30 protein-coding genes, 1 tRNA gene and 1 pseudogene are annotated in these 26,452 nt (G+C 72.2%); 16 read left to right on the top strand and 16 right to left on the bottom strand.

What is annotated here, in order from left to right:
- The first annotated feature begins 8 nt into the window (after nt 1–8).
- Nucleotides 9–632 (top strand): TetR/AcrR family transcriptional regulator, encoded by a 624-nt coding sequence (locus tag HG542_RS10315; protein ID WP_171079872.1) that lies wholly within the window; start codon nt 9–11, stop codon nt 630–632.
- Nucleotides 633–659: 27 nt separating this feature from the next.
- On the opposite strand, the gene HG542_RS10310 is transcribed toward HG542_RS10315, so the two are convergent.
- Nucleotides 660–2,696: a thioredoxin domain-containing protein gene (locus HG542_RS10310; protein WP_171079870.1), complete on the bottom strand. Its 2,037-nt coding sequence runs from the start codon at nt 2,694–2,696 to the stop codon at nt 660–662.
- Nucleotides 2,697–2,881: 185 nt separating this feature from the next.
- On the opposite strand from HG542_RS10310, the gene HG542_RS10305 reads away from it, so the two are divergent.
- Nucleotides 2,882–3,448: a Uma2 family endonuclease gene (locus HG542_RS10305; RefSeq protein ID WP_171079868.1), complete on the top strand. Its 567-nt coding sequence runs from the start codon at nt 2,882–2,884 to the stop codon at nt 3,446–3,448.
- A 195-nt stretch (nt 3,449–3,643) separates the two neighbouring features.
- Here HG542_RS10305 and HG542_RS10300 read toward each other — a convergent pair whose 3' ends face one another.
- Both HG542_RS10300 and mca read right to left on the bottom strand, forming a co-directional pair.
- Entirely contained in the window at nt 3,644–3,844 is a 201-nt protein-coding gene (locus HG542_RS10300; RefSeq protein ID WP_171079966.1) for a hypothetical protein, read from the bottom strand.
- Nucleotides 3,845–3,851: 7 nt separating this feature from the next.
- On the bottom strand, nt 3,852–4,721 hold the full coding sequence (gene mca, locus HG542_RS10295) for a mycothiol conjugate amidase Mca (RefSeq protein WP_171079866.1): 870 nt from the start codon (nt 4,719–4,721) through the stop codon (nt 3,852–3,854).
- Between the two features lie 136 nt (nt 4,722–4,857).
- Between mca and HG542_RS10290 the strand changes: the two genes are divergently transcribed.
- Entirely contained in the window at nt 4,858–5,268 is a 411-nt protein-coding gene (locus HG542_RS10290; RefSeq protein ID WP_171079865.1) for a DUF4307 domain-containing protein, read from the top strand.
- A 174-nt stretch (nt 5,269–5,442) separates the two neighbouring features.
- Nucleotides 5,443–5,940 carry a transcription elongation factor GreA gene (greA, locus tag HG542_RS10285; RefSeq protein ID WP_171079863.1) on the top strand — a complete coding sequence of 166 codons (498 nt, stop codon included), beginning with the start codon at nt 5,443–5,445 and terminating at the stop codon, nt 5,938–5,940.
- Nucleotides 5,941–6,009: 69 nt separating this feature from the next.
- Here the strand turns inward: greA and HG542_RS10280 are convergent, their stop codons facing one another.
- The 3 genes from HG542_RS10280 to ilvA all read right to left on the bottom strand — a co-directional run bounded on the left by HG542_RS10280 (nt 6,010) and on the right by ilvA (nt 9,261).
- Entirely contained in the window at nt 6,010–6,870 is an 861-nt protein-coding gene (locus HG542_RS10280; protein ID WP_171079861.1) for an ABC transporter permease, read from the bottom strand.
- Entirely contained in the window at nt 6,867–7,871 is a 1,005-nt protein-coding gene (locus HG542_RS10275; RefSeq protein ID WP_171079859.1) for an ATP-binding cassette domain-containing protein, read from the bottom strand. The genes HG542_RS10280 and HG542_RS10275 overlap by 4 nt, the downstream gene beginning before the upstream one ends.
- 139 nt (nt 7,872–8,010) lie before the next feature.
- Nucleotides 8,011–9,261, bottom strand: coding sequence for a threonine ammonia-lyase (ilvA, locus tag HG542_RS10270; RefSeq protein WP_171079857.1), 1,251 nt, complete (start codon nt 9,259–9,261; stop codon nt 8,011–8,013).
- A 215-nt stretch (nt 9,262–9,476) separates the two neighbouring features.
- Between ilvA and HG542_RS10265 the strand changes: the two genes are divergently transcribed.
- The 3 genes and pseudogenes from HG542_RS10265 (at nt 9,477) to HG542_RS10255 (ending at nt 10,862) form a co-directional block, all read left to right on the top strand.
- On the top strand, nt 9,477–9,977 hold the full coding sequence (locus tag HG542_RS10265) for a MarR family winged helix-turn-helix transcriptional regulator (RefSeq protein ID WP_171079855.1): 501 nt from the start codon (nt 9,477–9,479) through the stop codon (nt 9,975–9,977).
- Between the two features lie 100 nt (nt 9,978–10,077).
- Nucleotides 10,078–10,605: pseudogene (locus HG542_RS10260) on the top strand (sigma factor-like helix-turn-helix DNA-binding protein).
- Entirely contained in the window at nt 10,602–10,862 is a 261-nt protein-coding gene (locus HG542_RS10255; protein WP_171079853.1) for a hypothetical protein, read from the top strand. The pseudogene HG542_RS10260 and the gene HG542_RS10255 overlap by 4 nt, the downstream one beginning before the upstream one ends.
- A 26-nt stretch (nt 10,863–10,888) precedes the next feature.
- On the opposite strand, the gene HG542_RS10250 is transcribed toward HG542_RS10255, so the two are convergent.
- On the bottom strand, nt 10,889–12,034 hold the full coding sequence (locus HG542_RS10250; protein WP_171079851.1) for a cystathionine gamma-synthase: 1,146 nt from the start codon (nt 12,032–12,034) through the stop codon (nt 10,889–10,891).
- Nucleotides 12,035–12,162: 128 nt separating this feature from the next.
- Here HG542_RS10250 and HG542_RS10245 point away from each other — a divergent pair, with 128 nt between their 5' ends.
- Both HG542_RS10245 and msrA read left to right on the top strand, forming a co-directional pair.
- Nucleotides 12,163–13,254: a hypothetical protein gene (locus HG542_RS10245; RefSeq protein WP_171079849.1), complete on the top strand. Its 1,092-nt coding sequence runs from the start codon at nt 12,163–12,165 to the stop codon at nt 13,252–13,254.
- 74 nt (nt 13,255–13,328) lie between these two features.
- A complete protein-coding gene (msrA, locus tag HG542_RS10240; protein WP_171079847.1) occupies nt 13,329–14,000 on the top strand; it encodes a peptide-methionine (S)-S-oxide reductase MsrA in 672 nt (223 codons plus the stop codon).
- Nucleotides 14,001–14,026: 26 nt separating this feature from the next.
- Here the strand turns inward: msrA and HG542_RS36020 are convergent, their stop codons facing one another.
- Nucleotides 14,027–14,116 carry a TRADD-N-associated membrane domain-containing protein gene (locus HG542_RS36020; RefSeq protein ID WP_368857183.1) on the bottom strand — a complete coding sequence of 30 codons (90 nt, stop codon included), beginning with the start codon at nt 14,114–14,116 and terminating at the stop codon, nt 14,027–14,029.
- 321 nt (nt 14,117–14,437) lie between these two features.
- Here HG542_RS36020 and HG542_RS10235 point away from each other — a divergent pair, with 321 nt between their 5' ends.
- Nucleotides 14,438–14,791, top strand: a complete 354-nt coding sequence (locus HG542_RS10235; protein WP_171079846.1) for a DUF6247 family protein — start codon at nt 14,438–14,440, stop codon at nt 14,789–14,791.
- Nucleotides 14,788–15,060: a hypothetical protein gene (locus tag HG542_RS10230; protein WP_171079844.1), complete on the top strand. Its 273-nt coding sequence runs from the start codon at nt 14,788–14,790 to the stop codon at nt 15,058–15,060. Before HG542_RS10235 ends, HG542_RS10230 begins: the two co-directional genes overlap by 4 nt.
- Before the next feature lie 99 nt (nt 15,061–15,159).
- On the opposite strand, the gene HG542_RS10225 is transcribed toward HG542_RS10230, so the two are convergent.
- Nucleotides 15,160–15,233, bottom strand: a tRNA-Lys gene (locus HG542_RS10225).
- Between the two features lie 201 nt (nt 15,234–15,434).
- Here HG542_RS10225 and kilB point away from each other — a divergent pair.
- Nucleotides 15,435–15,932 carry a plasmid transfer protein KilB gene (gene kilB, locus HG542_RS10220; protein ID WP_227727118.1) on the top strand — a complete coding sequence of 166 codons (498 nt, stop codon included), beginning with the start codon at nt 15,435–15,437 and terminating at the stop codon, nt 15,930–15,932.
- Nucleotides 15,933–15,939: 7 nt separating this feature from the next.
- Nucleotides 15,940–16,371, top strand: a complete 432-nt coding sequence (locus HG542_RS10215; RefSeq protein ID WP_171079843.1) for an acyl-CoA thioesterase — start codon at nt 15,940–15,942, stop codon at nt 16,369–16,371.
- A 5-nt stretch (nt 16,372–16,376) separates the two neighbouring features.
- Here HG542_RS10215 and HG542_RS34910 read toward each other — a convergent pair whose 3' ends face one another.
- Entirely contained in the window at nt 16,377–16,517 is a 141-nt protein-coding gene (locus HG542_RS34910; protein ID WP_229922532.1) for a hypothetical protein, read from the bottom strand.
- A gap of 5 nt (nt 16,518–16,522) precedes the next feature.
- Nucleotides 16,523–16,957: a class I SAM-dependent methyltransferase gene (locus tag HG542_RS10210; RefSeq protein ID WP_229922533.1), complete on the bottom strand. Its 435-nt coding sequence runs from the start codon at nt 16,955–16,957 to the stop codon at nt 16,523–16,525.
- A 19-nt stretch (nt 16,958–16,976) separates the two neighbouring features.
- Here HG542_RS10210 and HG542_RS35940 point away from each other — a divergent pair, with 19 nt between their 5' ends.
- A complete protein-coding gene (locus HG542_RS35940) occupies nt 16,977–17,330 on the top strand; it encodes a helix-turn-helix domain-containing protein (RefSeq protein WP_229922534.1) in 354 nt (117 codons plus the stop codon).
- Nucleotides 17,331–17,333: 3 nt separating this feature from the next.
- On the opposite strand, the gene HG542_RS35655 is transcribed toward HG542_RS35940, so the two are convergent.
- Nucleotides 17,334–18,581, bottom strand: coding sequence for a DUF2786 domain-containing protein (locus tag HG542_RS35655; protein ID WP_268256415.1), 1,248 nt, complete (start codon nt 18,579–18,581; stop codon nt 17,334–17,336).
- Between the two features lie 319 nt (nt 18,582–18,900).
- Here HG542_RS35655 and HG542_RS10195 point away from each other — a divergent pair, with 319 nt between their 5' ends.
- Nucleotides 18,901–20,364 carry a cytochrome P450 gene (locus HG542_RS10195; RefSeq protein WP_171079840.1) on the top strand — a complete coding sequence of 488 codons (1,464 nt, stop codon included), beginning with the start codon at nt 18,901–18,903 and terminating at the stop codon, nt 20,362–20,364.
- Nucleotides 20,365–20,437: 73 nt separating this feature from the next.
- Here the strand turns inward: HG542_RS10195 and HG542_RS10190 are convergent, their stop codons facing one another.
- Entirely contained in the window at nt 20,438–21,709 is a 1,272-nt protein-coding gene (locus tag HG542_RS10190; RefSeq protein ID WP_171079838.1) for a L,D-transpeptidase, read from the bottom strand.
- A gap of 326 nt (nt 21,710–22,035) precedes the next feature.
- Here HG542_RS10190 and HG542_RS10185 point away from each other — a divergent pair, with 326 nt between their 5' ends.
- Nucleotides 22,036–22,314, top strand: a complete 279-nt coding sequence (locus HG542_RS10185) for a hypothetical protein (RefSeq protein WP_171079837.1) — start codon at nt 22,036–22,038, stop codon at nt 22,312–22,314.
- A gap of 242 nt (nt 22,315–22,556) precedes the next feature.
- Here the strand turns inward: HG542_RS10185 and hutH are convergent, their stop codons facing one another.
- The 3 genes from hutH to HG542_RS10170 all read right to left on the bottom strand — a co-directional run bounded on the left by hutH (nt 22,557) and on the right by HG542_RS10170 (nt 26,323).
- On the bottom strand, nt 22,557–24,095 hold the full coding sequence (gene hutH, locus HG542_RS10180; RefSeq protein WP_171079962.1) for a histidine ammonia-lyase: 1,539 nt from the start codon (nt 24,093–24,095) through the stop codon (nt 22,557–22,559).
- Between the two features lie 183 nt (nt 24,096–24,278).
- Entirely contained in the window at nt 24,279–25,367 is a 1,089-nt protein-coding gene (locus tag HG542_RS10175) for a GGDEF domain-containing protein (RefSeq protein WP_171079960.1), read from the bottom strand.
- Between the two features lie 155 nt (nt 25,368–25,522).
- Nucleotides 25,523–26,323, bottom strand: a complete 801-nt coding sequence (locus HG542_RS10170) for an enoyl-CoA hydratase/isomerase family protein (RefSeq protein WP_171079835.1) — start codon at nt 26,321–26,323, stop codon at nt 25,523–25,525.
- Nucleotides 26,324–26,452 lie beyond the last annotated feature (129 nt).

Genomic DNA, 26,452 nt, shown 5'->3' with positions numbered 1-26,452 from the left:
ATGCACCCATGGCCTCAGCACAGACCTCCTCCCCCGCACACCCCGGCCCCGGACTCGGGCTCCGCGAGCGGAAGAAGATCCAGACCCGGCAGGCGATCCGGCGTGCCGCCTACCGGCTGTTCGAGAAGCAGGGATACGACGCCACGCCGGTCGACCAGATCGCCGAGGCCGCGGACGTCTCGCCCAGCACGGTCTTCCGCTACTTCCCGACCAAGGAGGACATCGTCCTCACCGACGAGTACGACCCGGTGATGGAGGCGGCCGTGCGGGCGCGCCCGGCGGAGGAGTCCCCGGTCGAGGCGATCCGGCACGGCGTGCGGGAGGCGCTGCAGCACATCATCGACACGGACATCGTCGAACTGCGGCAGCGCACCAAGCTGGTCCGCGAGGTCCCGGCCCTGCGGGGCCGCTCCGCGGAGGGGCAGGCGGAGTCGGCGGTCATGCTGTGCGGGGTCCTCGCGGAGCGGACGGGGAGGCCGGAGGACGACCTCGAGGTGCGGGTCGTGATCGCCGCGGTGCTGGGGGCGATGCAGGAGGCGATGATGCACTGGGTGGACCGGGGGCAGACCGAGGACTTGGCGGGGCTGATCGACCGGACGCTGGACGTGCTGGGGCGCGGGCTGACGCTGTGAGGGCACGGGGACTCCAGGGACGCCCCCCTACGGGGCCCCCAGCTGCTCCGCCAGCAGACCCGCGTCCGCCGTCGGCGCATCGCATGTGAAGTGCCGGCACACGTACGCCGCCGGCCTCCCGTCCAGCAGATCCCGCCCCTCCAGGAGCGGCACCTCCACCGGGGCCGCGCCCGGTTCGCCCAGGGCCACCACGGCGCCCGGGGCCGGGGAGAGCAGGGCCGTGCGGTGGAGTTCCCGCGTACCGGGGTGGTCGCCGGGGCCCACCACCGCCACCTCGCGCGGCCCGTCCAGCAGGGCCTCCGTCACCGCCAGGCCCCAGCCGATGAACCGGGGCGCCCGCGGGGCGAGGCCCCGGACGACACCCAGCGCCTTCTCGGCCGCCTCGCGGTGCGGTGCACTGCCGGTGTACGCGGCGTAGGACAGGAGCGCCCCGGCCGCGGCCGTCCAGCCGGACGGCACGGCGTTGTCGGTGGGGTCCTGCGGGCGGCGGATGAGCGCCTCGGCGTCGTCGGCGGTGTCGTGGAGCGTCCCGTCCTCCGCCGTGAAGCGGGCCAGGACGGTGTCGAGGAGCAGGCCCGCGAAGTCGACCCAGACGCCCTCGCCGGTCACCGCGGACAGGGCGAGGAAGCCTTCGGCGACGTCCGCGTAGTCCTCCAGGACGCCCGCGTGGCCGCCCGCGGTGCCGTCCAGCGAGGTGCGGAAGAGCCGGGCCTGCCAGTCCATATGGGTGCGGACGAGCAGGTCGGCCGCGTCCGTGGCGGCCTGGACCAGGTCGGGGCGGTCGAAGTACGCGCCGCACTCGGCGAGGGCCGCGACGGCCAGGCCGTTCCAGGCGGCCACCACCTTGTCGTCCCGGCCCGGGCGCGGCCGCGCCTCGCGCGCGGCCAGCAGCCGCTCCTGCACGGAGGCGAGCCGCGCGGCGTCGAAGAGCTCCTCGGTGTCGGGGAGTTGGAGCACGGAGGCCCCCTCCTCGAAGGTGCCCTCCTCCGTGACACCGAAGTGGGCGGCGGCCAGGGCCGCGTCCTTGTCGCCCAGCACCGCGCGCAGCTGCTCGGGCGTCCACACGTAGTACGCGCCCTCCACGTGCCGGCCCGTGCCGTCGTCGCTGTCCGCGTCGAGCGCGGAGGCGAACCCGCCCTGAGCCGTGCGCAGTTCGCGGATCATGAAGTCCGCGGTCTCCAGGGCGATGCGCCGGGCGAGGCCGGACCCGGTGGCGCGCCACAGGTGTGCGTAGACGCGGCACAGCAGGGCGTTGTCGTAGAGCATCTTCTCGAAGTGCGGCACCGTCCAGGTGGCGTCCACCGCGTAGCGGGCGAAGCCGCCGCCGAGCTGGTCGTAGATCCCGCCGCGTGCCATGGCCTCGCAGGTGGCCTGCACCATGTCCAGGGCGGCCGCCGAGCCGGTGCGGGCGTGGTGGCGCAGCAGGAACTCCAGCGTCATGGACGGCGGGAACTTGGGTGCTCCGCCGAAGCCGCCGTTGACCGCGTCGAAGTCGCGGGTCAGGCCCAGCAGTGCGGCGTGCGCCTCCTCCTCGCCGGGTGCACGGGAGGTGTCGACGGCGAGGGTGCGCGCGGACAGGTCGCGCACGATGCGCTGCGCGACCTCGCCCACCTCGTCGCGCCGGTCGCGCCAGGCGGCCCGCACGCCCTCCAGCACCTGCGGGAAGCCGGGCATGCCGTGGCGCGGGGCCGGCGGGAAGTAGGTGCCGAAGTAGAAGGGCTCGGCCTCGGGCGTGAGGAAGACGGTCATCGGCCAGCCGCCCTGGCCGGTGGCGGCCTGGACGGCCTCCATATAGACGGCGTCGACGTCGGGCCGCTCCTCGCGGTCGACCTTGACGGCGACGAAGTGCTCGTCGATCAGCGCGGCGACCGCGGGGTCCTCGAAGGACTCGTGGGCCATGACGTGACACCAGTGGCAGCTCGAATACCCCACGCTCAGCAGCACGGGCACGTCCCGCCGCCGCGCCTCCGCAAAGGCCTCGGGGGACCAGGGCCACCAGTCGACGGGATTGTCGGCGTGCTGGAGAAGATAGGGGGACGTCTCGTGCGCCAGGCGGTTGGACATGGGTCCATCCTGGCGCACGGGACGCCGCCGCGCCGACGTACGCGCGCCCCGGACGGGGCGCGGGGAACTACGAAACCGGCCCGGGGCGACCTGCACCCTTGTCACCCGGAACCGCCCGACCATCACAGGGCCGTAGGCTGAGTCCAGCATGCCGGAACTGTCGAGGCTCCTCGAAGGAGGTCATCATGACCGCCGAGATGGTGGCGCCCGCGTGGATGCATACGCAGATCAGCGCGGAGCAGTACGACTCCTGGTCCGAGGAGCAGTGTGCCGGCATTGAGGTCGTGGACGGGATGGTCGTTGTGAGCCCGAGCGCGTCCAAGCGGCACAACCGGCTGGCCCGAATCCTGGCCAATGCTCTGGATGCCGCCGCAGGCCCGGACTGGAACGCCGACACGGACTTCGACGTCCGCCTGCAGGACGTTCCCCTGACCAACCGCCGTCCGGATGTGACTGTCTACCGGGCGGAGACCATAGACCTCACGCCCACCCGCCCCGAACACGTACTCCTGGTCGTCGAAGTCGTGTCGCCCGGCTCGGAAACCACCGACCGGATCGTGAAGGTGGACCAGTACGCGAAGGCCGGTATCCCCTTCTACTGGCGAGTCGAGCAGGCCGCTACCGGTGTCCCGATCATCTACACCTACGTTCTCGATCCCGCCACCAGGGCCTACAGGGACGGCGAGATGTTCACCGGCGTGATCAAGGCTGCCGCACCCTTCTCAGTCACTGTCGACCTGGGAGCCATCTGACAGCGCCGGAAGAACCGCTGCGAGACACACGGAGGACAACCGGCGCACAGCACGTCGCCCCACGCCCCCTAAGGGGCGTGGGGCTGTCACTCCCCCAGCTACCGCTGGGGGTGCCCCCAGGAGGTACCCCCAGCGGCTCCGCCGCGTGGGCGCGATCGGCCCAGGACTACCCGCACCGTCGAACGGCCGGACCGATCAGGCCGTGCCCTTGTCACCCGGAACCGCAGCCGCCCCCTCCGGATCCTCGACGAAGTCGACCCGCTTCATGTGCTTGTTCATGCTCTTCATCAGCAGCCACACCGCGCCGCCGATGAGGGCGAAGACGATGAAGCCCAGCACGCCGGGCGTGACCTTGTTCTGGTCGAGGTCGGCGGCGAGCGGCACCAGGTTGCTCATCATGGGTTCAATTGTTGCGGATGCCCGCGAAGAGGTCGTCCTCGGGGAGGGACGTGTCGACGAGGGACTTGGCGAGCTCGTATTCCTCGGTCGGCCAGATCTCCCGCTGGAGGTCCAGCGGGACCCGGAACCAGCCGCCGTCGGGGTCGATCTGGGTGGCGTGCGCGATCAGCGCCTTGTCGCGGATCTCGAAGAAGTCGCCGCAGGGCACGTAGGTGGTCAGGGTCCGCTCGCGGCCCATCGACTCCCAGCGCTCCAGCCACTCCCCGTAGGGGGACTCCATGCCGCGCTCCAGGAGGGCGTCGTGCAGCGCCTGGGTGCGGGGGCGGTTGAAGCCCTGGTTGTAGTAGAGCTTCAGCGGCTGCCAGGGCTCGCCGGCCTCGGGGTAGCGCTCGGGGTCGCCCGCGGCCTCGAAGGCGACCATCGAGATCTTGTGGGTCATGATGTGGTCGGGGTGCGGGTAGCCGCCGTTCTCGTCGTACGTGGTGATCACGTGCGGACGGAAGGTGCGGATCAGTTCGACGAGGCGGCCGGCCGCCTCGTCCACGTCCTGCAGGGCGAAGCAGCCCTCCGGCAGCGGGGGCAGCGGGTCGCCCTCGGGCAGGCCGGAGTCGACGAAGCCGAGCCACTCCTGCTTGACGCCGAGGATGTCGCGGGCCTCGGCCATCTCCTTGGCCCGGACCTCGTGGATGTGCTCCTCGATGTACGGGTCGCCCTGGAGCTTTGGGTTGAGGATGGAGCCGCGCTCACCGCCTGTGCAGGTGGCGACCAGTACGTCCACCCCCTCGGACACGTACTTGGCCATCGTGGCCGCGCCCTTGCTCGACTCGTCGTCGGGGTGGGCGTGAACGGCCATCATTCGCAGCTGCTCGGTCAAGGCTCGATCCTCAGTCACTGGTCTCTTAAGACGCCTCCTATAGTGACCGAAGGAGGGCGCGATTCATTCCGGGTTCCACAACCGGAACCCCGAGGGGTCCTCCCCGGTCCCGTACGTCCCGTCAGGAGGAACGATCATGGCTGCGGACGGTGCAGCGCTGCCCGAGGGCCGCTACGGCCGCTCGGCGGACGAGCGTGCCGACCGCAAGCTGAAGATCGCCGGCGCGGTGCTGGGTGCCGCGCTGCTGGGCTTCGTCGGCTGGGCCGGTGTGCACTACATCACCAAGACGGATGTGAGCGGTCAGCTGGTCCGCTCGCAGACGGTCTCCGACTCGTCCGTGCAGGCGGTGCTGGAGATCCGCAAGGAGAAGGACGCGACCGGCGTCTGCACGGTGCGCTCGCTGGGCGAGGACGGCACCGAGGTGGCCCGCAAGGACGTCACCCTGGACCGTCGCGAGACCCACTTCACCGAGCTGGTCACGCTCCGCACCACGCAGCGGGCCTCCGCGACGGAGCTCGAGGGGTGTCGCCAGGTAACCGGGCACTGACCTGCCCTGACGCGTTTCTTGCGCGTTTCCTCCCCTTTGCTTCTTCCCCCTTGACGGGCGGAGTTGTTAGGCTCGTGGTTTCGCCCGCCTTTGAAGGTGCACCCTTCTGAGTAGGGCGTTCATTTGTATCCACCGGCTGTATCCCAGCATTCCCAGTACCGACGAGGAGCACCTGTGACCCAGACCAGCGACAACGTCACCTGGCTGACTCAGGAGGCGTACGACCAGCTCAAGGCTGAGCTGGAGTACCTGTCTGGTCCCGCTCGCACCGAGATCGCGGCGAAGATCGCGGCGGCCCGCGAGGAGGGTGACCTGCGCGAGAACGGCGGTTACCACGCGGCCAAGGAGGAGCAGGGCAAGCAGGAGCTCCGCGTGCGCCAGCTGACCCAGCTGCTCGAGGCGGCCAAGGTCGGCGAGGCTCCGGCCGCCGACGGCGCCGTGGCTCCCGGCATGGTCGTGACCATCGCCTTCGACGGCGACCCGGACGACACCCTGCAGTTCCTGCTCGCCTCCCGCGAGTACGCGAGCGCGGACATCGAGACGTACTCCCCGCAGTCCCCACTGGGCTCGGGTGTGAACGGCAAGAAGGTCGGCGAGGACGCCGAGTACGAGCTGCCGAACGGCCGCAAGGCCATGGTGCGCATCCTGGACGCCAAGCCGTACCAGGGCTGAGCCCTTCCGTACGCACGAACCCCTGTGGAGCCCCCTCCGGCCGCGGCCGGAGGGGGCTCCTGCACGCGTTCAGGCCGTCGCGGAGCGGTACTTGCGCACCGACAGCGTCCGGAAGACGGCGATGATCAGGACGGACCAGATCAGCGACGCCCACACCGGGTGCTGCATCGGCCAGGCACCGGGCACCGGGTAGCCCGCGGGGAGATTCCCGAAGAGCTCCCGCGCCGCCTGCACGGTGGCGCTGAAGGGGTTCCACTCGGCGATGGTGCGCAGCACCACCGGCATGTTGTCGGAGGGGACGAAGGCGTTGGAGATGAAGGTGAGCGGGAAGAGCCAGATGAGCCCGCCGGAGGTCGCCGCCTCCGGGGTGCGCACCGACAGCCCGATCAGTGCGCCGATCCAGGAGAAGGCGTAGCCGAGCAGGAGCAGCAGGGCGAAGCCGCCGAGCGCCTCCGGGACGCCGTGGTGGATGCGCCAGCCGACGATCACGGCGACGATCGCCAGGACGACCAGGGTGAGCGCGGTCTGCACGAGGTCGGCGAGGGTGCGGCCGGTGAGCACCGCGCCCCGGGCCATGGGCAGGGAGCGGAAGCGGTCGATGAGGCCCTTGTGCATGTCGTCGGCGATCCCCGCGCCCGCACCGGCCGTGGCGAAGGTGACGGTCTGGGCGAAGATGCCCGCCATCAGGAACTGCCGGTAGGTGGCCGGGTCGGTGCTGCCGCCGACGGCAATCGATCCGCCGAAGACATAGCTGAACAGCACGACGAACATGATCGGTTGGACGAGTCCGAAGACGACGACCTCGGGGATGCGCGCCATCCGGATCAGGTTGCGCTGGGCGACGACCAGGGAGTCGTGGACGGACTGGGTGACGCCGCCGCGTGCCCTGGGCACCGCCTTCCTGGGGACGATCTGGCCGGTGGCGCTCATGGCGCGGCCCCTTCCTGCCCGCGGTCCGCTTCGTGCGCGCGGTCCGCGCGGTCCTGCGCCTCCTCGGCGGTGTGCCCGGTGAGGGAGATGAAGACGTCGTCCAGGGTGGGGCGACGCAGGGCGATGTCGTCGATCTCGATGCCGCGGCCGTCGAGTTCGCGGATCACCTCGGCGAGGAGCTTGGCGCCGCCGGAGACCGGGACGGTGACCTTGCGGGTGTGTTCCTCGACGGCGGTGGCGCCCTTGCCGAAGGCGTGCAGCACCTGTTCGGTGACGGGGATGTGCTCGCGGTCGTGGACGACGACCTCGACGCGCTCCCCTCCTGTGCGCGCCTTGAGCTGGTCGGAGGTGCCGCGGGCGATGACGCGCCCGTGGTCGACGACGGCGATGTCGTGGGCGAGGCGGTCGGCCTCCTCCAGGTACTGGGTGGTGAGCAGCAGAGTCGTTCCGCCTGCCACCAACTCCTCGATGACCTCCCAGAGTTGCTGCCGGTTGCGCGGGTCGAGTCCGGTGGTGGGCTCGTCCATGAACATCACGGGCGGGCTGACGACCAGGGCGGCCGCGAGGTCGAGGCGGCGGCGCATGCCGCCGGAGTAGGTCTTGGCGGGGCGGTCGGCGGCATCGGCGAGGTTGAAGCGTTCGAGCAGTTCGCCCGCCCTCGTCTTGGCGTCGCGCGCGCTCATCTGGTAGAGCCTGCCGACCATCCGGAGATTCTCACGGCCCGTCAGATACTCGTCGACGGCGGCGAATTGGCCGGACAGGCCGATGGCGTGGCGGACTTCGTTGGGTTTTTTCAGGACGTCGAGGCCGGCCACGACGGCCGAGCCGCTGTCGGGCCGGACGAGGGTGGTGAGGACGCGCACCGTGGTGGTCTTGCCGGCGCCGTTGGGGCCGAGCAGTCCGAGGACGGTCCCTTCCGGGACGTTGAGATCGACACCGTCCAGAGCCCTGACGTCACCGAAGGTCTTGACCAGACCTTCGGCGTGTATCGCACCTTGCATGGAGCTTCTCCCCGTTGAGGTGACGTAGTTGATTTTAGGTTCGCCCGGCCCATTTCGCCTTATGAAGGCATCACTCCGGATCATTGCCCGAAATCCGGGCATCGCCGGACACCACCGGCACCCGTCACCGCCGACACGTTCAGTGCAGCACCGGATACCCTGCGTCGCGCAGGGCCGCGTCCAACTCGGCGCAGTGCTCGCGCCCCTGCGTCTCCAGGTGCAGCTCAACCTCGGCCTCGGCGAGCCCGAGCCGCGGGTCGGTGCGCACATGGCTGATGTCGAGGACGTTGGCGCCGGCCGCGGACAGCACCTCCAGCAGCGCCGCCAGCGCGCCCGGACGGTCCGTCAGCCGCACCCGCAGGGACAGGTACCGGCCCGCCACGGCCATGCCGTGCCGCAGCACGGCCTGCAGCAGCAGCGGGTCCACGTTGCCGCCGGACAGCACCGCCACGACCGGCCCGGCGAAGGAGCCGGGCGCCGACAGCAGCGCCGCAACCGGGCTCGCCCCGGCCGGCTCGACCACCATCTTCGCCCGTTCCAGGCACAGCAGCAGCGCCGCGGCCAGCTCGTCCTCGGAGACCGTCCGCACCTCGTCGACCAGCCGTGCGACGATCCGGAACGGTACGTCCCCGGGGCGCCCGACCCTGATGCCGTCCGCCATCGTCACCGGCGCCCGCAGCGTCACCGGGCGGCCCGCGGCCAGCGACGGCGGATAGGCGGCGGCGCCCGCCGCCTGGACGCCCACGATCCGGACGTCCGGCCGCAACCCTTTGACCGCCACGGCGATTCCGGCCGCCAGCCCGCCGCCGCCCATGCCCACGACGACGGTGCCGGCCTCGGGGCACTGCTCCAGGATCTCCAGGCCGACCGTGCCCTGTCCGGCGATGACGTCGGGGTGGTCATAGGGGTGGACGAGCACCGCCCCCGTCTCCTGCGCATACGCCCGGGCAGCGTCCAGCGCATCGTCCAACGACCGTCCGTGCAGCCGGACTTCGGCCCCGTAGGCGCGGGCCGCGGCGAGCTTCGGCAGCGGGGCGCCCTCCGGCATGAACACCGTGGACCGCACGCCGAGCAGCGAGGCGGCGAGGGCGACGCCCTGGGCGTGGTTGCCGGCGCTGGCGGCGACGACCCCCGCCGCGCGCTCGTCCGGCGCCAGCCGCGCGATGCGCACATAGGCGCCGCGCACCTTGAACGAGCCGGTCCGCTGCAGGTTCTCGCACTTGAGCCGCACCGGGGTGCCGGCCGCGGCGGAGAGGTGGCGGCTGACCACGAGGGGCGTGGTCCGGCAGACCCCGGCCAGCATCCGCTGCGCAGCGAGCACATCGCCGAGCGTCACCGGGAACGTGCCGGAAGCGGGCGTTCCGCCCGGGCCGCCAACTCGTCGGGCCATACCGCCAGTCTCGCAGAACATGCACGTCACAGGCTTTGCGAGGACGAGCGGAACCGGGCCTACCGTCCGGTTTGTGCAGCACTGGTACGAGCGCGGGAAAGGCCGCGTACTCTGTCCCCCATTCGCGAGCAACCAGCTGGTCCCGCAATCTGTCCTACAGCCCTGCAGAGCCTCTGCCGTCCCCTCCGCCCGCCGCACGAAGTGAGCCCCAGGCCATGCCCATCTCTCCGGATGTGACGACCCAACTCGCCCCCGGTGTCCTCGACACCCTCCAGCACCAGGTGGCCGTCTTCGCACGCCGCGCAGAACAGACCCGCCTCGGCGGTGTCGGCCGGGTCCACAACACGATGGACCGAGCCGCGTATCTGCTGCTCAACCGCCTCGACCAGGAAGGCCCGATGGGCGTCAAGGCGCTCGCCGCGGGCATGGGAATCGACTCCTCGACCGTCACCCGCCAGGTGGCGCCGCTGGTCGACACCGGCCTGGTCAAGCGCACCTCGCACCCCGAGGACGGCCGCGCAGTCGTCCTGCAGCTCTCGCCCCGCGGCCAGGCCCGCCTGGAGGAGGTGCGCGCGTCGCGCCGCGAGCTGATGGCGCTGTGCACCGACGGCTGGAGCGAGGACGAGCGCGACATCTTCTGCTCCCTGCTCACCCGCTTCAACTCCGCGCTCTCGGAGATCCACACCGCACTGCCGCCGGGCGCGTCCGCCTCCTGACGTCCCGCGGTCCCGACCCTTGACCGGGCGCCCCCGCTGCCGTCTGCTGGAACCCCCGGAAGCCACCGGGGAGTGCCGCCGGGTGTGACGGAGGCGGGGCGTGCGAGAACGGCAGGCGGCCCGGGAACGCCGCCGCGCCCGGGAGTTCGAGAAGTTCGTCGGGGGCGCGGGCGGCCGGCTCCTGCTCCCCCAGCCACCTCCCCCAGCTACCGCTGGGGGGACCCCCAGAGGTGCCCCCAGCCCGGCTGCTGACCGCCGAGGACCCGCACGGCCCCGGCACCGGCGCCGCCGAGCGCCTGCTGACCGCCGCCCTGGCCCGTGCCTACGCCGCCCTGGCCCGTGCCTACGCCGACTGGGACCGGCTCGGCGGCGACGATCCGTACGAGCACACGCGCCGCGAGCTCGCGGCCCGCTTCGCGCACTCCGCCCGGCGCCACCGGCAGCCGCGCGGGGGCGTGCTGGAACGGCTCCCGCCGAGGGAACGCCTGGTGGTGGTCCTGCGGCTCTACAGGGCGTGGCCGAGGAACAGGCCGCGGCTGGCCTGGGACTGCCCGTGGAACGGGTGCGCGCGCTGTGCACGCGCGCGGTGGCCGCCCTGCGCAGCAGGCCCGCGGGGCCCGTGCCGTGAGCGGCTACGACCGCAAGGAGGACGATGTCCGGCGGATGCCGGCCGTCCCGTATTCCGCCGTCCCGGCCGGGCCGGCCGGGCAGGCCGCCGAGCGCGGCCGGCGGCTGCTGCGCAGGCGGCGGGCCGTCCGGGCGGCGGCGTGGGTGCTGCTGCTGGCGGCCGTCGTGGCCTTCTGTGCCTGGGCCGCGGTCGTGCACCCGTGGGCGGCACGACCGGAAGGCACGGTTCCGCCGGTTTTCCCGCTGCGGGACCGGTGATTTCCGGCCCCGCAGAAGACGCGGGCTCAGCCCAGGGCCTGGGTGATGTCCGCGATCAGGTCGTCCGCCGACTCGATGCCGACCGACAGGCGCACCAGGTCCGCCGGGACCTCCAGCGCGGAACCGGCGACGGAGGCGTGCGTCATCCGGCCCGGGTGCTCGATCAGCGACTCCACGCCGCCCAGCGACTCACCGAGGGTGAACAACTGCGCGCGGTTGCAGACCTCGACCGCCGCCTCCTCGCCGCCCCGGACGCGGAACGACACCATGCCGCCGAAGGCGCGCATCTGCTTGGCGGCGACCTCGTGCAGCGGGTGCTCCGGCAGGCCCGGGAAGTAGACCTGCGTGACCTTCGGGTGCGAGACCAGCACCTCGGCGACGCGCTCGGCGTTGGCGCTGTGCCGGTCCATGCGCACCGCGAGCGTCTTGATGCCGCGCAGCGTCAGCCAGGAGTCGAAGGGGCCGGCCACGGCGCCCATCGCGTTCTGGTGGAAGGCCAGTTCCTCGGCGAGGGCGGCGTCGGCGGTGACGAGCGCGCCGCCGACGACGTCCGAGTGACCGCCCATGTACTTGGTCGTCGAGTGGACCACCACGTCCGCGCCCAGCGACAGCGGTTGCTGCAGGTAGGGGCTGGCGAAGGTGTTGTCGACCACCAGCTTGGCGCCGGCCTCGTGCGCGATGCCCGCGACGAGGGCGATGTCGGTGATGCCGAGCAGCGGGTTGGAGGGGGTCTCCACCCAGACCACCTTGGTGGTGGGCCGCAGCGCCGCCTTCACGGAGGCCGGGTCGGAGGTGTCGGCGACCGACCACTCGACGCCCCAGCGCCCGACGACCTTGGCGAACAGCCGGAAGGTGCCGCCGTAGGCGTCGTTCGGGATCACCACGTGGTCGCCGGGGGCGAGGAGCGTGCGCAGCAGGCAGTCCTCGGCAGCCAGACCGGACGCGAAGGCGAGACCGCGGGCGCCGCCCTCCAGCGCCGCCAGGTTCTCCTCCAGGGCGGTGCGGGTGGGGTTGGCGCTGCGGCTGTATTCGTAGCCGCCGCGCAGGCCGCCGACGCCGTCCTGCTTGTAGGTGGACACTTGGTAGATGGGCGGTACGACTGCCCCGGTCAGCGGGTCGGGCTCCTGCCCGGCGTGGATGGCCAGGGTCTCGAAAGCTTGCTGGTCGCTCATTGGGCCGAGGGTAGTACCCCGTTGGGGGAAACACCCTGTTCACTTGTAACCGGCGGATGAACGATCCGCCGGGCCGGGACGTTGTCCGTGCACAGGCCCTTGTCCGTCCCATCCAGGAAGCCCGAACCATGGAGTTTCTGTTCCTCCTGATCGCCCTCGTCGTCGTGTGCGGGGTGGTGGCCGTTCCCGCGCTGCGCCGCAGGCGCTTCGCGCAGGAGGTGATGCAGGGTGCCGGGGCGGCGGTGGACCCGGTGTGCGGGCAGGGATTCCTGCCGCCCGAGCAGCTGGACGTCCGGCTGCCCGGCCCCGACCCGGAGCTGCTGGCCGCCGTCGAGGAGGCCCGGCGCACCCAGGACTGGAAGCCGGCCGCGGAGCTGCTGGCCCGCACGCCCGCGGACGGGTCCGCCGAGCTGCGCTGGCAGCGGGTGCAGACACTGGCGGGCGCGGGCGTGCGCGAGCTGGCGGAGGCCCCCGGCACGGGCGGCATGTGGCTGCGCCACTGGCGGGTGGTGGCCCCGAAGGACCCGGGCGGCGCGGCCGTGCAGGCCGAGTTCCTGGTGCAGCAGGCGTTGCGCGATCCGTCGTCGCAGGACTTCCGCATGATCCTGGAGGAGGCCCGTACGGTCTGCGGCGAGGCGGCGCTGCTCGCGCCCGGCGACCCGGTCCCGTACATCGTCGAGCTCGGTGTCGCGCGCGGGCTGGGCGCGGGCGAGGCGGCGTTCCAATCGGTGTGGGAGACGGTGCTCTCGCGGGCGCCGCAGCACATGGGCGCCCACCTGGCCGCGCTGCGCTACTGGAGCGCGAAGTGGCACGGTTCGCAGGACAAGGCCGACGCCTTCGCCCGGCGCGCGGCGGCGGGCGCACCGGAGGGCAGCCTGCTGCCGGCGCTGCCGCTGTTCGCGCTGCACGACCACCTGGACGACACCGGGCTGGTGCGCAGTCTCTTCCAGAGCGTGACGGTCCGGGAGGCGATCGAGGGCGCACAGTACGCGGTGCACCACGCCCCGTCCGACCACCCGGTGCTGCCGCACGTACGCCACCTGCTGGTGTGGTTCCTGGTGCGCGCCGAGCGCTACGGCGAGGCCGTGGAGCAGCTGCGTGCGGTGGACGGGCACATCGGGGCGGTGCCGTGGACGTACGAGCAGGATCCGGTGGCGGCGTACACGGCGTTCCGGGCGAGGGCGGTGGCGGGCTGGCAGGCGGGCCGGAATTACGGATGACGGCCGAAAGTTGTGAGGGATTGTGGAGGGATGACGCCCGCCCTCCATCTCCTCCTCCCCTCCCTGGAGCCGTGATGCTGTTCGGACACCGCGAACCCGTCCTCCCCACCCCCGCCCAGGCCCTCCCCGGCCGGGAGGCTCCCGCGTTCCCGCTCCCGGAGCACCACACGGTCCTGGGCACCCGCCTGGCCGCCCCCTACCCCGAGGGCCTGGCGGTGGCCGACTTCGCCCTGGGCTGCTTCTGGGGCGCGGAGCGCCGCTTCTGGCAGGCGCCCGGGGTGTGGACGACTCTGGTCGGCTACCAGGGCGGCCACACGCCGAACCCGACGTACGAAGAGGTGTGCAGCGGCCGCACGGGCCACACGGAGGCGGTCCGCGTGGTGTACGACCCGGCGGCGACGACGTACGAGGCCCTGCTGAAGCTGTTCTGGGAATCCCACGACCCCACGCAGGGCTTCCGCCAGGGCAACGACCGCGGCACGCAGTACCGTTCGGCGATCTACACGCACGGCGAGGCCCAGCGGGCGGCGGCGGAGGCGTCGCGGGACGCGTACCAGCCCGTCCTGACGGCATCGGGCTTCGGCCCGATCACGACGGAGATCGCCCCGGCGGGCCCGTTCCATGCGGCGGAGCCGTACCACCAGCAGTACTTGGCCAAGAACCCGGCGGGGTACTGCGGGATCGGGGGGACGGGGGTGAGCTGCCCGGTGGGGGTGGCTCCGACGCCGGAAACCACCCAGGAGTAGTCCACGCACGGCGGGCCTGATCGGGCTCAGCTCGCGGGGATCACCGCCGCACCGCCGGTCATGAACCACACGCTGAGCCAGAAGGTCCACTCGGCCCGCTTCAGCGAGTGGTTCAAGAACTCGAAGTGGAGCTTCTGGCGTTGCTCGGCGCGGCTGGGCTTCCGGGCCCCGGGTCCTCAACTGGGGCGACGCCAACTCCATCCAGCCTGGTGCCAGTTGATGACAGCGACACCGGTTCACGTGTGACAGCCATCGCCTCTCCAACAGGCATGCCGCCGCCCTGGTGCGGCGTGACCGAGGCGCCCCATGCACCAGGGGGGACGGCGCGGGCGGAGGAGTGGGCCGGCAATCCGCCCGTCACCCGTTCGGCGGACGGCGTGCGGTTCACGCTGGGTACGCTGGGGACGGGGATCAGAATCTCGCCCATGGGAGAAGCAATGACAACCTCCGCCGCCGGGCAGCCCCTCATCCCGCAGCCGGCTGCCACGGTGACAGCACTTCGACAGGCCATCGGGCAGATTGCTCCAGCCGCCCTTCCCGCTTTCACCCAGGAACTGGACCAGGCCGCGGACCAGTCCCGGCAGGGCTCCGACATCGCCCCTCTCCAGCGTTTCATCGCTCAGTGGTCGGTCTACGTCCACATTCAGCGCCAGCCCGACATCGCTGCTCGATTCAGGGAATTGGAGGACCTTGCCGCCACGGGTGATGCCGCTCAGGCCCGCCAGGCCGCTTCAGGAATCGGGCGCATCCTCGACGAGGCCCACGCAGCGCTGGGGATCTTCCAGCGGTGAGCGACGCCTGGCGCTGGGAATACGACCCGGACGAAATGCATGTGACGGACGGCATTCCGGTGAGCGTTATCGCGGAGGTGGAACGCCTCGCCGACCAGCTCACAGAACTGGCAGACATGGGCGTGAACATTGGCGAGTTGGGCATGGGGCCCCGGCCGGGCGGGCTCCGGCATATGAATGCGGCGGGGGGCTGGTTCCACTACCTGGCTTCACCAAGAGATCGCATCATGGTGGTGGTACGGATTGTTCCGCCGGTCCAAAGCCTGTGATCGACGCGGCACTGCGGTTCGCTCATCGACGCGTGCACGGTCGGGGGCCACATTTACTCAAAGGGGCCCCTCGCCTACCGGCAAGGGGCCCCTTTTCTGTGCGCCGCCAGGGACTCGAACCCCGGACCCGCTGATTAAGAGTCAGCTGCTCTAACCAACTGAGCTAGCGGCGCGTCGGGGAAATATTACACGAAGATGCGGGTGCCCCCGCCCCTCACGCCGGCTGGGCCCGGCTCACGGCAGCGGCGAGGGCCAGGCTGACCGCGATCAAAGCCGAGGCGGTGCCCCCGAGATCGTCCCACGGCCCTGCCCGGCGATCACCGGGAAATCTCGCCAATCATCCCCCTCCGTGATCCACTGACCCCATGCAGGGAATGGGGGCAAGCATCATCGCCGTCGTCGGGACACTCCTCGGCTCCGGCGTCACCTATACGTTCCAGCAGCGCGCCGCGCGCCGCAGTGAGCGGTTCACGCGGGACGAGAAGCTGCGGCAGGAGCGGCTGGACGCGTACTCCTCGTTCGCCGGGAAGCTCGTCGACTACCGGCGGAGTCTGATGGAGCGGTGGCTGCAGCAGCACGGTGAAGTGATGTTCGACAACGACGAGCCCGCGATGCGGGCACGCTCGTACGAGCTGCGGACCGCGGCCGAAGAAGCCCTGTTCCGGCTGCAGATGCTCACCGACGACGAGCAACTGGTGCGGCACTCCCAGGAGGTGCTCGACTGCGTCGGCGAGATCTTCAAGGCCAGCGACCGCGCCGACTGGGACGTCAAACGGACGGCGGCCAAGGAAGCCATACACGGGTTCGTCGCCGCGGCCAAACACACGATCGCGGAGCCCTCCGGGAACCCCAGGCTGCCCGCGCCTCGTTGAGCACGGCATGACCGACGCATTCACCGTGTCCGTCGTCGTCCGCGGCTACGAGACGGACTCGCAGGGGCACCTCAACAGCGCCGTGTACATGCAGTACGCGGAACACGCCCGCTGGTCCGGGCTGGAGGCCGCCGGAATCCGGCAGAGTGCGCTGCTCGAGCAGGGGGTGGGGCTGATCGTTCTGGAGACGAACATCAAGTACCTCAAGGAGCTGCGGGCCGGCGACGAAGTGGCGGTGAGCTGCCGGTACGTCTTCGGCACCGGGAGGACGCCGAAGACGTTCCGGTTCGAGCAGGAGATCGTCACCGCGGACGGGACACTCGCCGCCGAGGTGTCCAGCGCCGGTGGGCTGCTGGATCTCAAGGAGCGGCGGCTGGTGCCCGATCCGCGGGTGTATTTCCGGGCGTTGGCCTCGGATCCGGGGGTGCTCGGGCTGTAAAACCCCTACTCCGCCCGGAAGCGGACGCGTCCCTCCCCCACCGTCACCTCCGCCTTCGCGAACCCCGCCGCCCGCAGCCGCTCCCCCAGGGTTGCCGGCAGCACGGGCACGCATGTGTCGCCGATGTGGATCAGGCGGAAGCGCACGCTGCTCAGCGCGTCGCAGCCCGCGAAGACGCCCCGGGGCGCAGCACCCGGTGCGCCTCCGCGAAGAGCCGGTCCTGCGCGGCGGGTGTCGGGACGTGGTGGAGCATCGTGAAGCAGACGACGGAGTCGAACCGGCCGTCGGCGAAGGGCATGTGCGTACCGCCGCCGTGCACCACCGCCTCCGTCCGCCCCGCGAATTCCTCGCGCAGGCGCGCCGCCGAGGCGGCATCGACCTCCAGCAGGGTCAGGTGCCGGGCCTCGGGCAGCAGGACGCGTGTCGTGGCGCCGTACCCGGGTCCGATCTCCAGTACGTCCCGTGGCCGTGCGGACGGCCGACCGGACCTGGGTGCTGCCGCCGTCCGTGGCGCTGTGGATCCCGGCGGGCGTCCGGCATGCCGCAGGGGCGACGACCGCGGCCCTGGTGCGGAGCCCGTACGCACGGCCGGACCGTTGCATCCCGTGTCGGTGACGACCGTACGGGCGCCGTCGCCGACGGACGTCCGTGCCCGCGAGGTGGCGGAGGCGCTGCGCGCTGACCCGGCGGACGGGCGGTCGCCGGCGCAGTGGGGCGCCGCGGTGGGTGCGAGCGCCCGGACGCCGGCCCGTGCCTTCGTCGCGGACACGGGCATGCCGTTCGGCCAGTGGCGCACCCAGTTGCGCCTGGAGGCGGCGATGCCGTTGCCGGTGGCGGGGGCGACGGTGTCGTCGGTGGCCCGCCGGGTGGGCTACGGCTCGCCGAGTGCGTTCGTGGCGGCGTTCCACAGGGGGGTGGGGGTGCCTCCGGGCATGTACTTCAAAAGCCCCGAGCGGTGAGGCTCAGTCCCGCAGCACCGCCGAGTCCGCCGCCTCCGCCCCCTGCGTCCAGCCGTCCGCGTCGCGTCCGCGGAGCCGGTGCGAGGTGGTCTCGGGGAAGAGCTGCTGCGCCGTCTCGCCGACGGCCACGTCGCGGGCGGCGAGCACCGGCAGCACCTCGGACCGCGGCTCCTGGGCGGTGACGTCGCGCACGGCGGCGGCGAGGCGTTCGCCGATGCGGGCCGCGTAGGAGATCAGGAAGGACTCGCGGAAGTCGCGGGTGCGGCGGGAGCGGCCGCGCGCGTGGTGTTCGTCGGCGGCGCGCCGCATCGCGGCGGTGGCCTGGACGAGGAGCGAGGTGTACATGAGCTCCACGAGTTCCAGGTCCGCCTCGAAGCCGACGACCGTGGAGAAGCCGTACTCGCCGGACCACACGGCCTGGCAGTGGTTGGCCGCGGCCACGGCGTCCAGGAGCAGTGCCTTGGCGGACTCGTACGGGCCCTCGACCCCGATCCGGCAGGCCTCCGGGCCGTCGCCGTCCCCCCACCCGGCGGAACCGGCGGAGTGGGCGGCGGCCAGGGCCGCCTCGTCCAGCGCGTGCCGGGCCATGAGCTCCTGGGCCTTCGCGGAGAGCGCCTCCGCCTCCTCCGGGAACTGCGTCGACTCGGCCTTCGCCAGCAGCGCACGGATCCGGCCGAGCATGCGGGGCTCCACGGCGGTACGGGTCTGCAGGTGGCCGGTGCCCGGCAGGGGGCCGACGGCGCCGATCCGCGGCAGGGAGCCGATCATCCGCAGGGCGCCGAGCGCGCAGGCGACGGTCTCGAAGCGGCTGAGCCGTTCGCGTGCCGCGAAGCCGGCGAGGAAGCCGTCGTCGGTCTCCCACCAGACGCGGGCCTCCAGCTCGCGCAGTTGCGCCGTCCAGCGCGCGCCGAGCGTCTCGGGGGCGTAGCGGCGCGCCTCGGCGGCGATGACGTCGACGGTGAACCGCGCCTCGGCGGGCGGGAGTTGTGCGCGGACGAGCCGGACGACGTCGGCGGGCTGCCAGCCGCGCTCCCAGCAGCCGCGCAGGGCCGCGGAGGCGACGCGGACGACCGCGCGACTGAGGGCCGCCGCGCCGGCGGGGGCGGCGGTCAGGGCGGAGGCGGAGGCGTAGACGACGTCGGCGAGATCGTCCGCGGAACCGGTGAAGGCGCGCAGGGTGCGCACGGCCGTCTCGACTGCCGCGGTCAGTTCTGTCTCGTCGGGCCGCTCGGGCCTCCTGCGCTGGGCCACGGTCTCTCTTTCCTACGGACGTGCGCCGCGTTTGCGGGCGCGTACGCATGTGCGTACGCCTCCATTCTTGCGGACGGTGCGCGCTGCTCCCGGGGCCGGTTCGCAGTCGGAACCGTGTGCTGCCGCGAACTCGCCACCTGTGTGGCCGAGTTCGGTCTGCGCAGGCACGGAGCGCACGCCTGGTTCAGCAGCACCGTGCGCACCGATTTCAGCGTGTTTTCAGCGTGTCGGTGTATTGACCAGGAGTCTGGGTAGCGTTGAGTAGTCGCGTAAATACGCTGCGCGTTCACTGCGTGGCGGAGGGGGGAGGGGGAAGCGGGTGGCAACACCTCTGCAGCGTCCGGCCGGCAATCCGGCCGACAGTCCGGCCGCCCACAGCCCGACGGGCTGTCCGATCGACGACTCGGCCGGCAACGCAACCGACATCGCAACCGGCAGTCCGACCGGCGGTCCGATCGGGAACCCTGTCGCCGCGCCCGCGGCACCCGGCGCCTGGCCGGTCCTCGGTCACACGCCCGTCCTGATGCGGCGCCCGCTGGAGTTCGTCACGTCGCTGACGGCCCACGGCGACGTCGTCCGGATCCGCCTGGGCCGGCTGCCCGCGTACGCCGTCACGCACCCGGCACTCGTGCGGCACGTCCTCGTCGACGGCGCGCGGGACTTCTCGCGCGGGCGGCTCTTCGACAAGGCGTCCGCCTTCCTCGGGGAGGGGCTCGCGGCGACATCGGGCGCGCTGCACCGCAGCCAACGGCGCGTCATCCAGCCCGCGTTCAGCCGGCAGCGCGTCGCCGCCTGCGTCCCGGTCATGCGTCATGTCGCGCAGAGCATCGTGTCCGGCTGGGTACCGGGCCGGACGGTCGCGGTGGACCACGCGATGAACGACTACTCGCTCGCGGTCGTCACCCGCACCCTGCTCCCGGACAGCCTGGAGTCCCGCTCCGGCGAGGCGTTCCAGCAGGCCCTGCCGGTGCTCACGCGCGGCATGATGGTCCGCATGATCCTGCCCGAGTGGTGGGCGCGCCTGCCCACCCCGGGCAACCGCCGCTTCGAGCAGGCCCGCAGGACGATGGCGGAGCTCGTCGCGGAGGCGGTGGCGGCGCAGCGCGCGGGCCGGGCGGGCATGCTGTCCGTCCTCCTCGCACCGCAGGAGGGGCCCGCTGAAGGCGAACCCGGCCTGACCGCCCGCCAGTTCCAGGATCACGTGACGAGCATCGCCATGGCGGGAGTGGAGACCACCGGGGCCTCCCTGGCCTGGTTCTTCCATGAGCTCGGCCGCCATCCCGAACTGGAGGCACGGGTCCATGCCGAGGTCGACACGGTGCTGGTAGGCCGCCCGCCGCGCCACGAGGACCTGCCGCGGCTGGAGTTCACCACGCGCGTCATCCTGGAGACCCTGCGCCGCTACGCACCCTGGCTGATCACCCGCCGCGCCAGGTCCCCTGTCCGGCTGGGCGCGGTGACGGTCCCGGCCGGTGCGGAGATCCTCTACAGCCCGTACGCCCTGCACCACGACGCCCGTTGGCACCCCGACCCCTACCGCTTCGATCCCGACCGCTGGCTCCCGGACCGCTGCCGCGACCTCCCCCGGGGCGCCTTCCTCCCCTTCGGGGCGGGCGCCCACAAGTGCATCGGCGACGCGTTCGCCCTCACCGAGATGACGGTCGCCGCCGCCGTGATCTGCCGCCACTGGCGCCTCCGCCCGGCCCCGGGCGTCCAGGTGCGGGCGGTGGCCCGGGCGGAGATCCATCCGGACACGCTGCCGATGGTGGCGGAGCGGCGGTGAGCCCTGCATCCGCCGGGAAACGCAAAGGCCCTCCCGGCGGCATCCCGCCGGGAGGGCCCTGTTCCGACCGGGGTCAGGAACCGGTCGCGCTGCCCGCGACCCAGTCCTTCCAGTCCATGTTCCAGCCGTTGAGGCCGTTGTCCGGCTTGATCGTCTTGTCGTCGGAGTTCTTCACGATGACGACGTCGCCGATGATCGAGTTGTCGTAGAACCACGCACCCGACGTGGACGGGTCGTTGGCGCCCTGGGCGTCCTGCAGGCCGACGCAGCCGTGGCTGGTGTTGGCCACGCCGAAGACGCCGCTGCCCCAGTAGTTGCCGTGGATGAAGGTGCCCGACGTGGACAGCCGCATGGCGTGCGGGACGTCCTTGATGTCGTACTCGCCCTTGCCGTCGCCCTTGGTGAAGCCGACGGTCGAGCCGTCCATGCGGGTCTCCTTGAACTTCTCGGAGATCACCATCTGGCCGTTGTACGTGGGGTTGTCGGGGCTGCCCGCCGAGATCGGGATGGTCTTGAGGGTCTTGCCGTCGCGCACGACCGTCATCTGGTGCGTCTTGGCGTCGACCGTGGAGACCTGGGAGCGGCCGATCGTGAACTTGACCGTCTTGTTCTGGACGCCCTTGATGCCGGGGGCGCCCTCGACGCCGCCCAGCTCCATCTTCAGGGTGACCTCGGAACCGGCCTTCCAGTACTCCTGGGGACGGAAGTCCAGGCGCTGGTCGCTGAACCAGTGGCCGACGACCTTCTGGCCGCTGTTGGAGCTGACCTCCAGGTGCGACTGGACGGCCTTGCGGTCCTTGATCGGCTTGTCGAACTCGATCGACACCGGCATGCCGACGCCGACGGTCGAGTTCTCCTCCGGGGTGAAGGAGCCGATGAAGCTGTTGGCGGGCGAGACCGTGGAGAAGGACGAGTTCTCTGTGGCCTTGCGGTCCTTGTCGTCCTTCGCCTCGGCGACGATCTTGTACTTGGTCGACCGCTCCAGCTGCTTGCTCGGCTTCCAGCTCTTCTTGTCCGCCGCCAGGGTGCCCTCGACCGCGGTGCCCTTGTCGTCCGTCAGCTTGACGCTGGTGAGTTCGCCGTCGGTGACGGTGACCTGAACGGCGTCGGTGGTGATGCCGGCGTCGGTGGTGCCGCCCTTGGGCGTGATCTTGATCTGGGCCTTGGAGGCGTCCTTCGCAGCCTGCGCATCCACCTGGTTCTGCGACTTCCCGTCCCCGGAGCCGCCGTTCTTGCCGTCGCCGTCGCCGCCGCATGCGGCGAGGGTCAGTACACCGCCGAGCACAGCGGCCGCCGCCACCAGGGCTTTGCGGCGCTTGCCGTAGGTCATCACACGCTTCTCCATTGCTCCTGGACCCCTAAGTCCCCCGGGCCGTTCGTGGGGCTCGTGGTGCAACACGTCTCCCGGCTACTGCTGAGGAACGCATACACCGAATCGTCCGTTCCACTCGTCGGCCAAGTGTGGGGAAGACCACGCCAGTAAAGCCCCTCGGGGGGCGGACAGCGCAACCGGGGCCCTGATAGGGGGAGCCCCTCCGGGCGCCCCGGCCCCGTATCGAGCGGTGGACTCGGCTTCCCCAGCACCCGCCCCTGTCACTAACATCGTGTCAGTCGGGACGCGCCGCCGCTCCACGACCCCCGAACTCCTGCGCTCCGAGGGGGATTCATCCCGTGACCGCACGCCGTCCGCTGCTCACCGCCGTCGCCGCAGGTGCAGTGTTGTGCGCGGTGTGGTGCGTGCCGAGCGCGCACGCCACGGGCGAGCGCGCCGGTGCGGCCACCACTGCTGGGGCCGCGCCCCAGGGCCAGGCACCGGCGCCGGAGCCGGTTGCCCTCGCGGACACCGGCAGCGTGGACACGACTCCGTATCTGGTGGGCGGCATCGCATTCGTGGGCATCGGCGGCGTGTTGGTGACCGCCGCCGTACGCCGCGGCAGCAGCGCGCCGTAGCGGGTGCGCCCCGTGGGGGGCGGCGCCCCGTCAGGGGCGCGGGGAACTGCGCGAGCAACCACGACGCAACCGCAGTCGATGTCCCCGGGGCTGCGCCCCGGACCTCCTGGCTTCTGCCTCGGCTGCGGGCCGGTGGGGGCTTGTCGCGCAGTTCCCCGCGCCCCTGACGGGGCGCACCCCGCACGGGGCGCCCCCTGGCGACGGGGCGCCCCCTGACAACGGGTTGCCCCGACGGGGGCGCGCTAGGCCAGCGCCCCCGTCACCGGCTCGACAGCCGCCACCAGCTTCCCGTCCCGCACGAACGCCTCCGCAGCCGCCAGGTCCGGCGCAAGGAAGCGGTCCTCCCCCGGCCCCTCCACACCGGCCGCGCGCACGGCGCGCAGTACCGCCTGCGTCGCCGGGGCCGGCGTCAGGCCGTCGCGGAGCTCGATCGCGCGCGTGGCGGCGACGAGTTCGACGGCGACGACGCGGGCGAGGGCCGCCACGGACGTGCGCAGCTTGCGCGCCGCCGACCAGCCCATGGAGACGTGGTCCTCCTGCATCGCGGAGGACGGGATCGAGTCCACCGAGGCCGGCACGGCCAGCCGCTTCATCTCACTGACCAGGGCGGCCTGGGTGTACTGGGCGATCATCAGGCCCGAGTCGACGCCCGCGTCCGCGGCGAGGAACGGGGGCAGGCCGTGCGAACGGTTCTTGTCGAGCAGCCGGTCGGTGCGGCGCTCGGCGATGGAGGCGAGGTCGGCCGCGGCGATGGCGAGGAAGTCGAGGACGTACGCGACCGGGGCGCCGTGGAAGTTGCCGTTGGACTCCACACGTCCGTCGGGCAGCACGACGGGGTTGTCGACGGCGGCGGCCAGCTCGCGGTCGGCGACCAGCCGGGCGTACGCCAGCGTGTCCCGGCCCGCGCCGGCGACCTGGGGCGCGCAGCGGATCGAGTACGCGTCCTGCACGCGCGGCGCATCGTCCTGGTGGTGCCCGGTCAGGCCCGAACCGGCCAGCACCCGCAGCATGTTCGCGGCGCTCGCGGCCTGGCCCGGGTGCGGGCGGATCGCGTGCAGCTCGGGGGCGAGGACCTTGTCCGTACCGAGCAGGGCCTCCAGCGAGAGGGCTGCCGTGACGTCGGCGGAGGTGATCAGCCGACCAAGGTCGGCGCAGGCCATCACGAGCATGCCGAGCATCCCGTCGGTGCCGTTGAGCAGGGCGAGGCCCTCCTTCTCGCGCAGCTCGACGGGCTCGATGCGGTGCGCGGCGAGCAGCTGCGCGGCCGGCGCCACGACGCCGTCGGGGCCCTCGGCCTCGCCCTCTCCCATCAGGGTGAGCGCGCAGTGGGACAGCGGCGCCAGGTCGCCGGAGCAGCCGAGCGAGCCGTACTCGTGTACCACGGGCGTGATGCCCGCGTTGAGGATGGCCGCCATGGTCTCGACGACCAGCGGACGCACACCGGTGCGGCCCGAGGCGAGCGTCTTCAGCCGCAGGAACATCAGCGCGCGGACGACCTCCCGCTCGACCCGCGGCCCCATGCCCGCCGCGTGCGAGCGCACGATGTTGCGCTGGAGCTGGGCGCGCAGGTCGGGGCTGATGTGGCGCACGGCGAGGGCACCGAAGCCGGTGGAGACGCCGTAGACGGGCTCGGGTTTGGCGGCCAGATCATCGATGACCTGCCGCGACGCGGCCACGGCGGCCAGCGCTTCCTCCGACACGACGACCCGCGCACCGCGACGCGCCACGGCGATCACATCGTCCGCGGTCGTCCCGGCCGTCCCCACCACCACAGTGTGCATATCCATATTCAGGCACCCTAGAGACTGAATCGCGAGCTGTCACTAGTAGATACAACGCAGGTGGAGGGGCTCTCATGCCGGGGTGCCGCGCTACCGCGCCCCGTCAGGGGCGCTGGGGGTACCCCCAGCGGTAGCTGGGGGAGGAACTGCGCGACCGGCCCAGGACGGCCCGCACCGGACCGCTCACGCTTCCCGCCCCCGGAAAATCCGCCGCTCCGCGGTAACCGGCACCGGCGGCCGGTCGGCCATCCGCACCACGGGGTCCTCGACCCCACCCGCGCGCCCCGCAACGACCGGCTCCGCGGCCCGCGCCCCCTTGGCCCGGTACTGCGCCGCGTCCGCGAGCCGGAACAGCCGCCGCGCGGACCGCACCGGACCGATCGGGTCCCCGGTGGACGCCACCCCGCACGCGACGCCCTCGCCCAGCTCCAACTCGGCGGCCCGGCGGCACAGTTCGGACGCGACCCGCACCACCTCGTCGGCCGCCGGGCCGACCGCCAGCAGACAGAACTCGTCCCCGCCCAGCCGCGCCGCCAGTGCCCCCGGCAGCCGGGCCCCGCACAGCGACAGCACCGACCCGAAACGTTCCAGCAGCCGGTCCCCGACCGCATGCCCGAGCGTGTCGTTGACATGCTTGAGCCCGTTGAGGTCGCACACCACCAGGCTGACGACCACGCCCTCCGCCTGGTGCCGCTCCACCGCCTCCTCCAGCCGCACGTCCACCGCACGGCGGTTGGCCAGGCCGGTCAGCGGATCGGTGAAGGCGAGCCGGCGCACCTCCTCCAGCCGCTCGGTCTGCGCGATCCCCGCCGCCGTCACGGCCGCCAGGACCGTCGCGAAGTCCACGTCCGTCGCATCGAAGACCGCCGCCCCGGCCGGCCGCGCCACGTACAGCTCGCCCCAGGCCCGCCCGTGCAGCACGAGCGGGGCCACGACGCAGCAGCCGCGGCCGCGCTCGCGCAGCGCGGCCGCCCTGCGGCGGTGGGCCGTCGGGCCGGTGTCCCCGGCGGTGTCGACCCAGGCGCGGGGCTGGCCGCCCACCCACTCCTCGTGCAGGAACTCGGCGATCTCCGGGAAGTCGTGCACCGGGTACCACTCGTCATGAGGGAAGCGCGCCTCGCCCGCCGAGCGCTCGCCCTCGTTCACCAGCACCCGCAGCCGGCCTGCCTCCCGCTCCCACACCGAGATGGCGGCGAAGCTGCCCTCCAGCGCCCGGAGGGCACCCTCCGCCGCGGCTCCGACGGTCTCCAGCGGGGTGCGTGCGGCGGCCATCGCCTGCGCCAGCTCCACCACGGCGCGCAGCCGGACGTCGCACTCCCCGTCTTGTGCCACCCGAGCCTCGCATTCGTCCACGCGCAGCCCCCGTACTCCAGCGTAGGAACGCCGAGGCCATTCCGCTTCATGGCATCACGGCTGCGCTTTCCTGGCTACTCCCCGGGCCAGTCCGGCTTCCGCTTCTCGTTGAACGCGGCCACGCCCTCGGCCCGGTCGCCGGAGAAGGCGACGCTGCGCCACGCGGCGTCCTCCACCTCCAGCCCGGTCCTCAGGTCCAGCCCGTGCCCGAGCCGCAGGGCCCGCTTGGCGGCGCGCAGGCCCACGGGCGAGTTGGCCGCCATGCGCGCGGCCAGGGCCAGGGCCTCGGTACGGTCCTCGCCCTCCGGGACGAGCTCGTCGACCAGGCCCAGCTCGCGGGCCTCCGAAGCGTCCACCCGCCGCGCGCTGAAGACGAGTTCGGCCGCGCGGGCGGCCCCGACGCGGCGCGGCAGCAGCTGGGTGCCCCCGCCGCCGGGGATCACGCCGACGGAGACCTCGGGGAGGCCGACGACGGCGGTGGTGTCCGCGACGATCACGTCGCAGGACAGGGCGAGTTCGAATCCGCCGCCGAGCGCGAACCCGTGGACGGCCGCGACGACCGGCACGGGCAGCTCCAGCACTCCGGTGTAGGCGGCGCGGGCGAGGGGACGCTGGCGGACGAGCTCGGCGTCGGTGAGGGAGTTGCGCTCCTTGAGGTCGGCGCCGACGCAGAACGCACGCGGGTGCGTGGACGTCAGGACGACGGTCCTGACGTCGCGGTCGGCGGCCAGGGCGGTGGTCGCCTCGGCGATGCGGCGGGCCATCTCCGTGGAGACGGCGTTCATGGCCTTCGGACGGTCCAGGACCAGCTCGGCGACGTGTCCGTGGCGGCGGACCGCCACCCACTCCCCGAAGCGGTGTTCGCTGTCGCTCATGGGGGTGATCATGCCGTGCCGCTGCGCGGGGGGCCATACCCGTGCCCCGTCAGGGGCGCGGGGAACTGCGCGACAAGCCCCCACCGGCCCGCAGCCGACGCACCACCCAGGGGTTCGGGGCGAAGCCCC

Origin of the sequence: Streptomyces morookaense, assembly GCF_013030945.1 — a bacterium.
In the GTDB taxonomy this organism is placed as follows: domain Bacteria; phylum Actinomycetota; class Actinomycetes; order Streptomycetales; family Streptomycetaceae; genus Streptomyces; species Streptomyces morookaensis.
The sequence above is the reverse complement of the archived record's forward strand: the minus strand, read 5'-3'. Positions and strand labels throughout refer to the sequence as shown.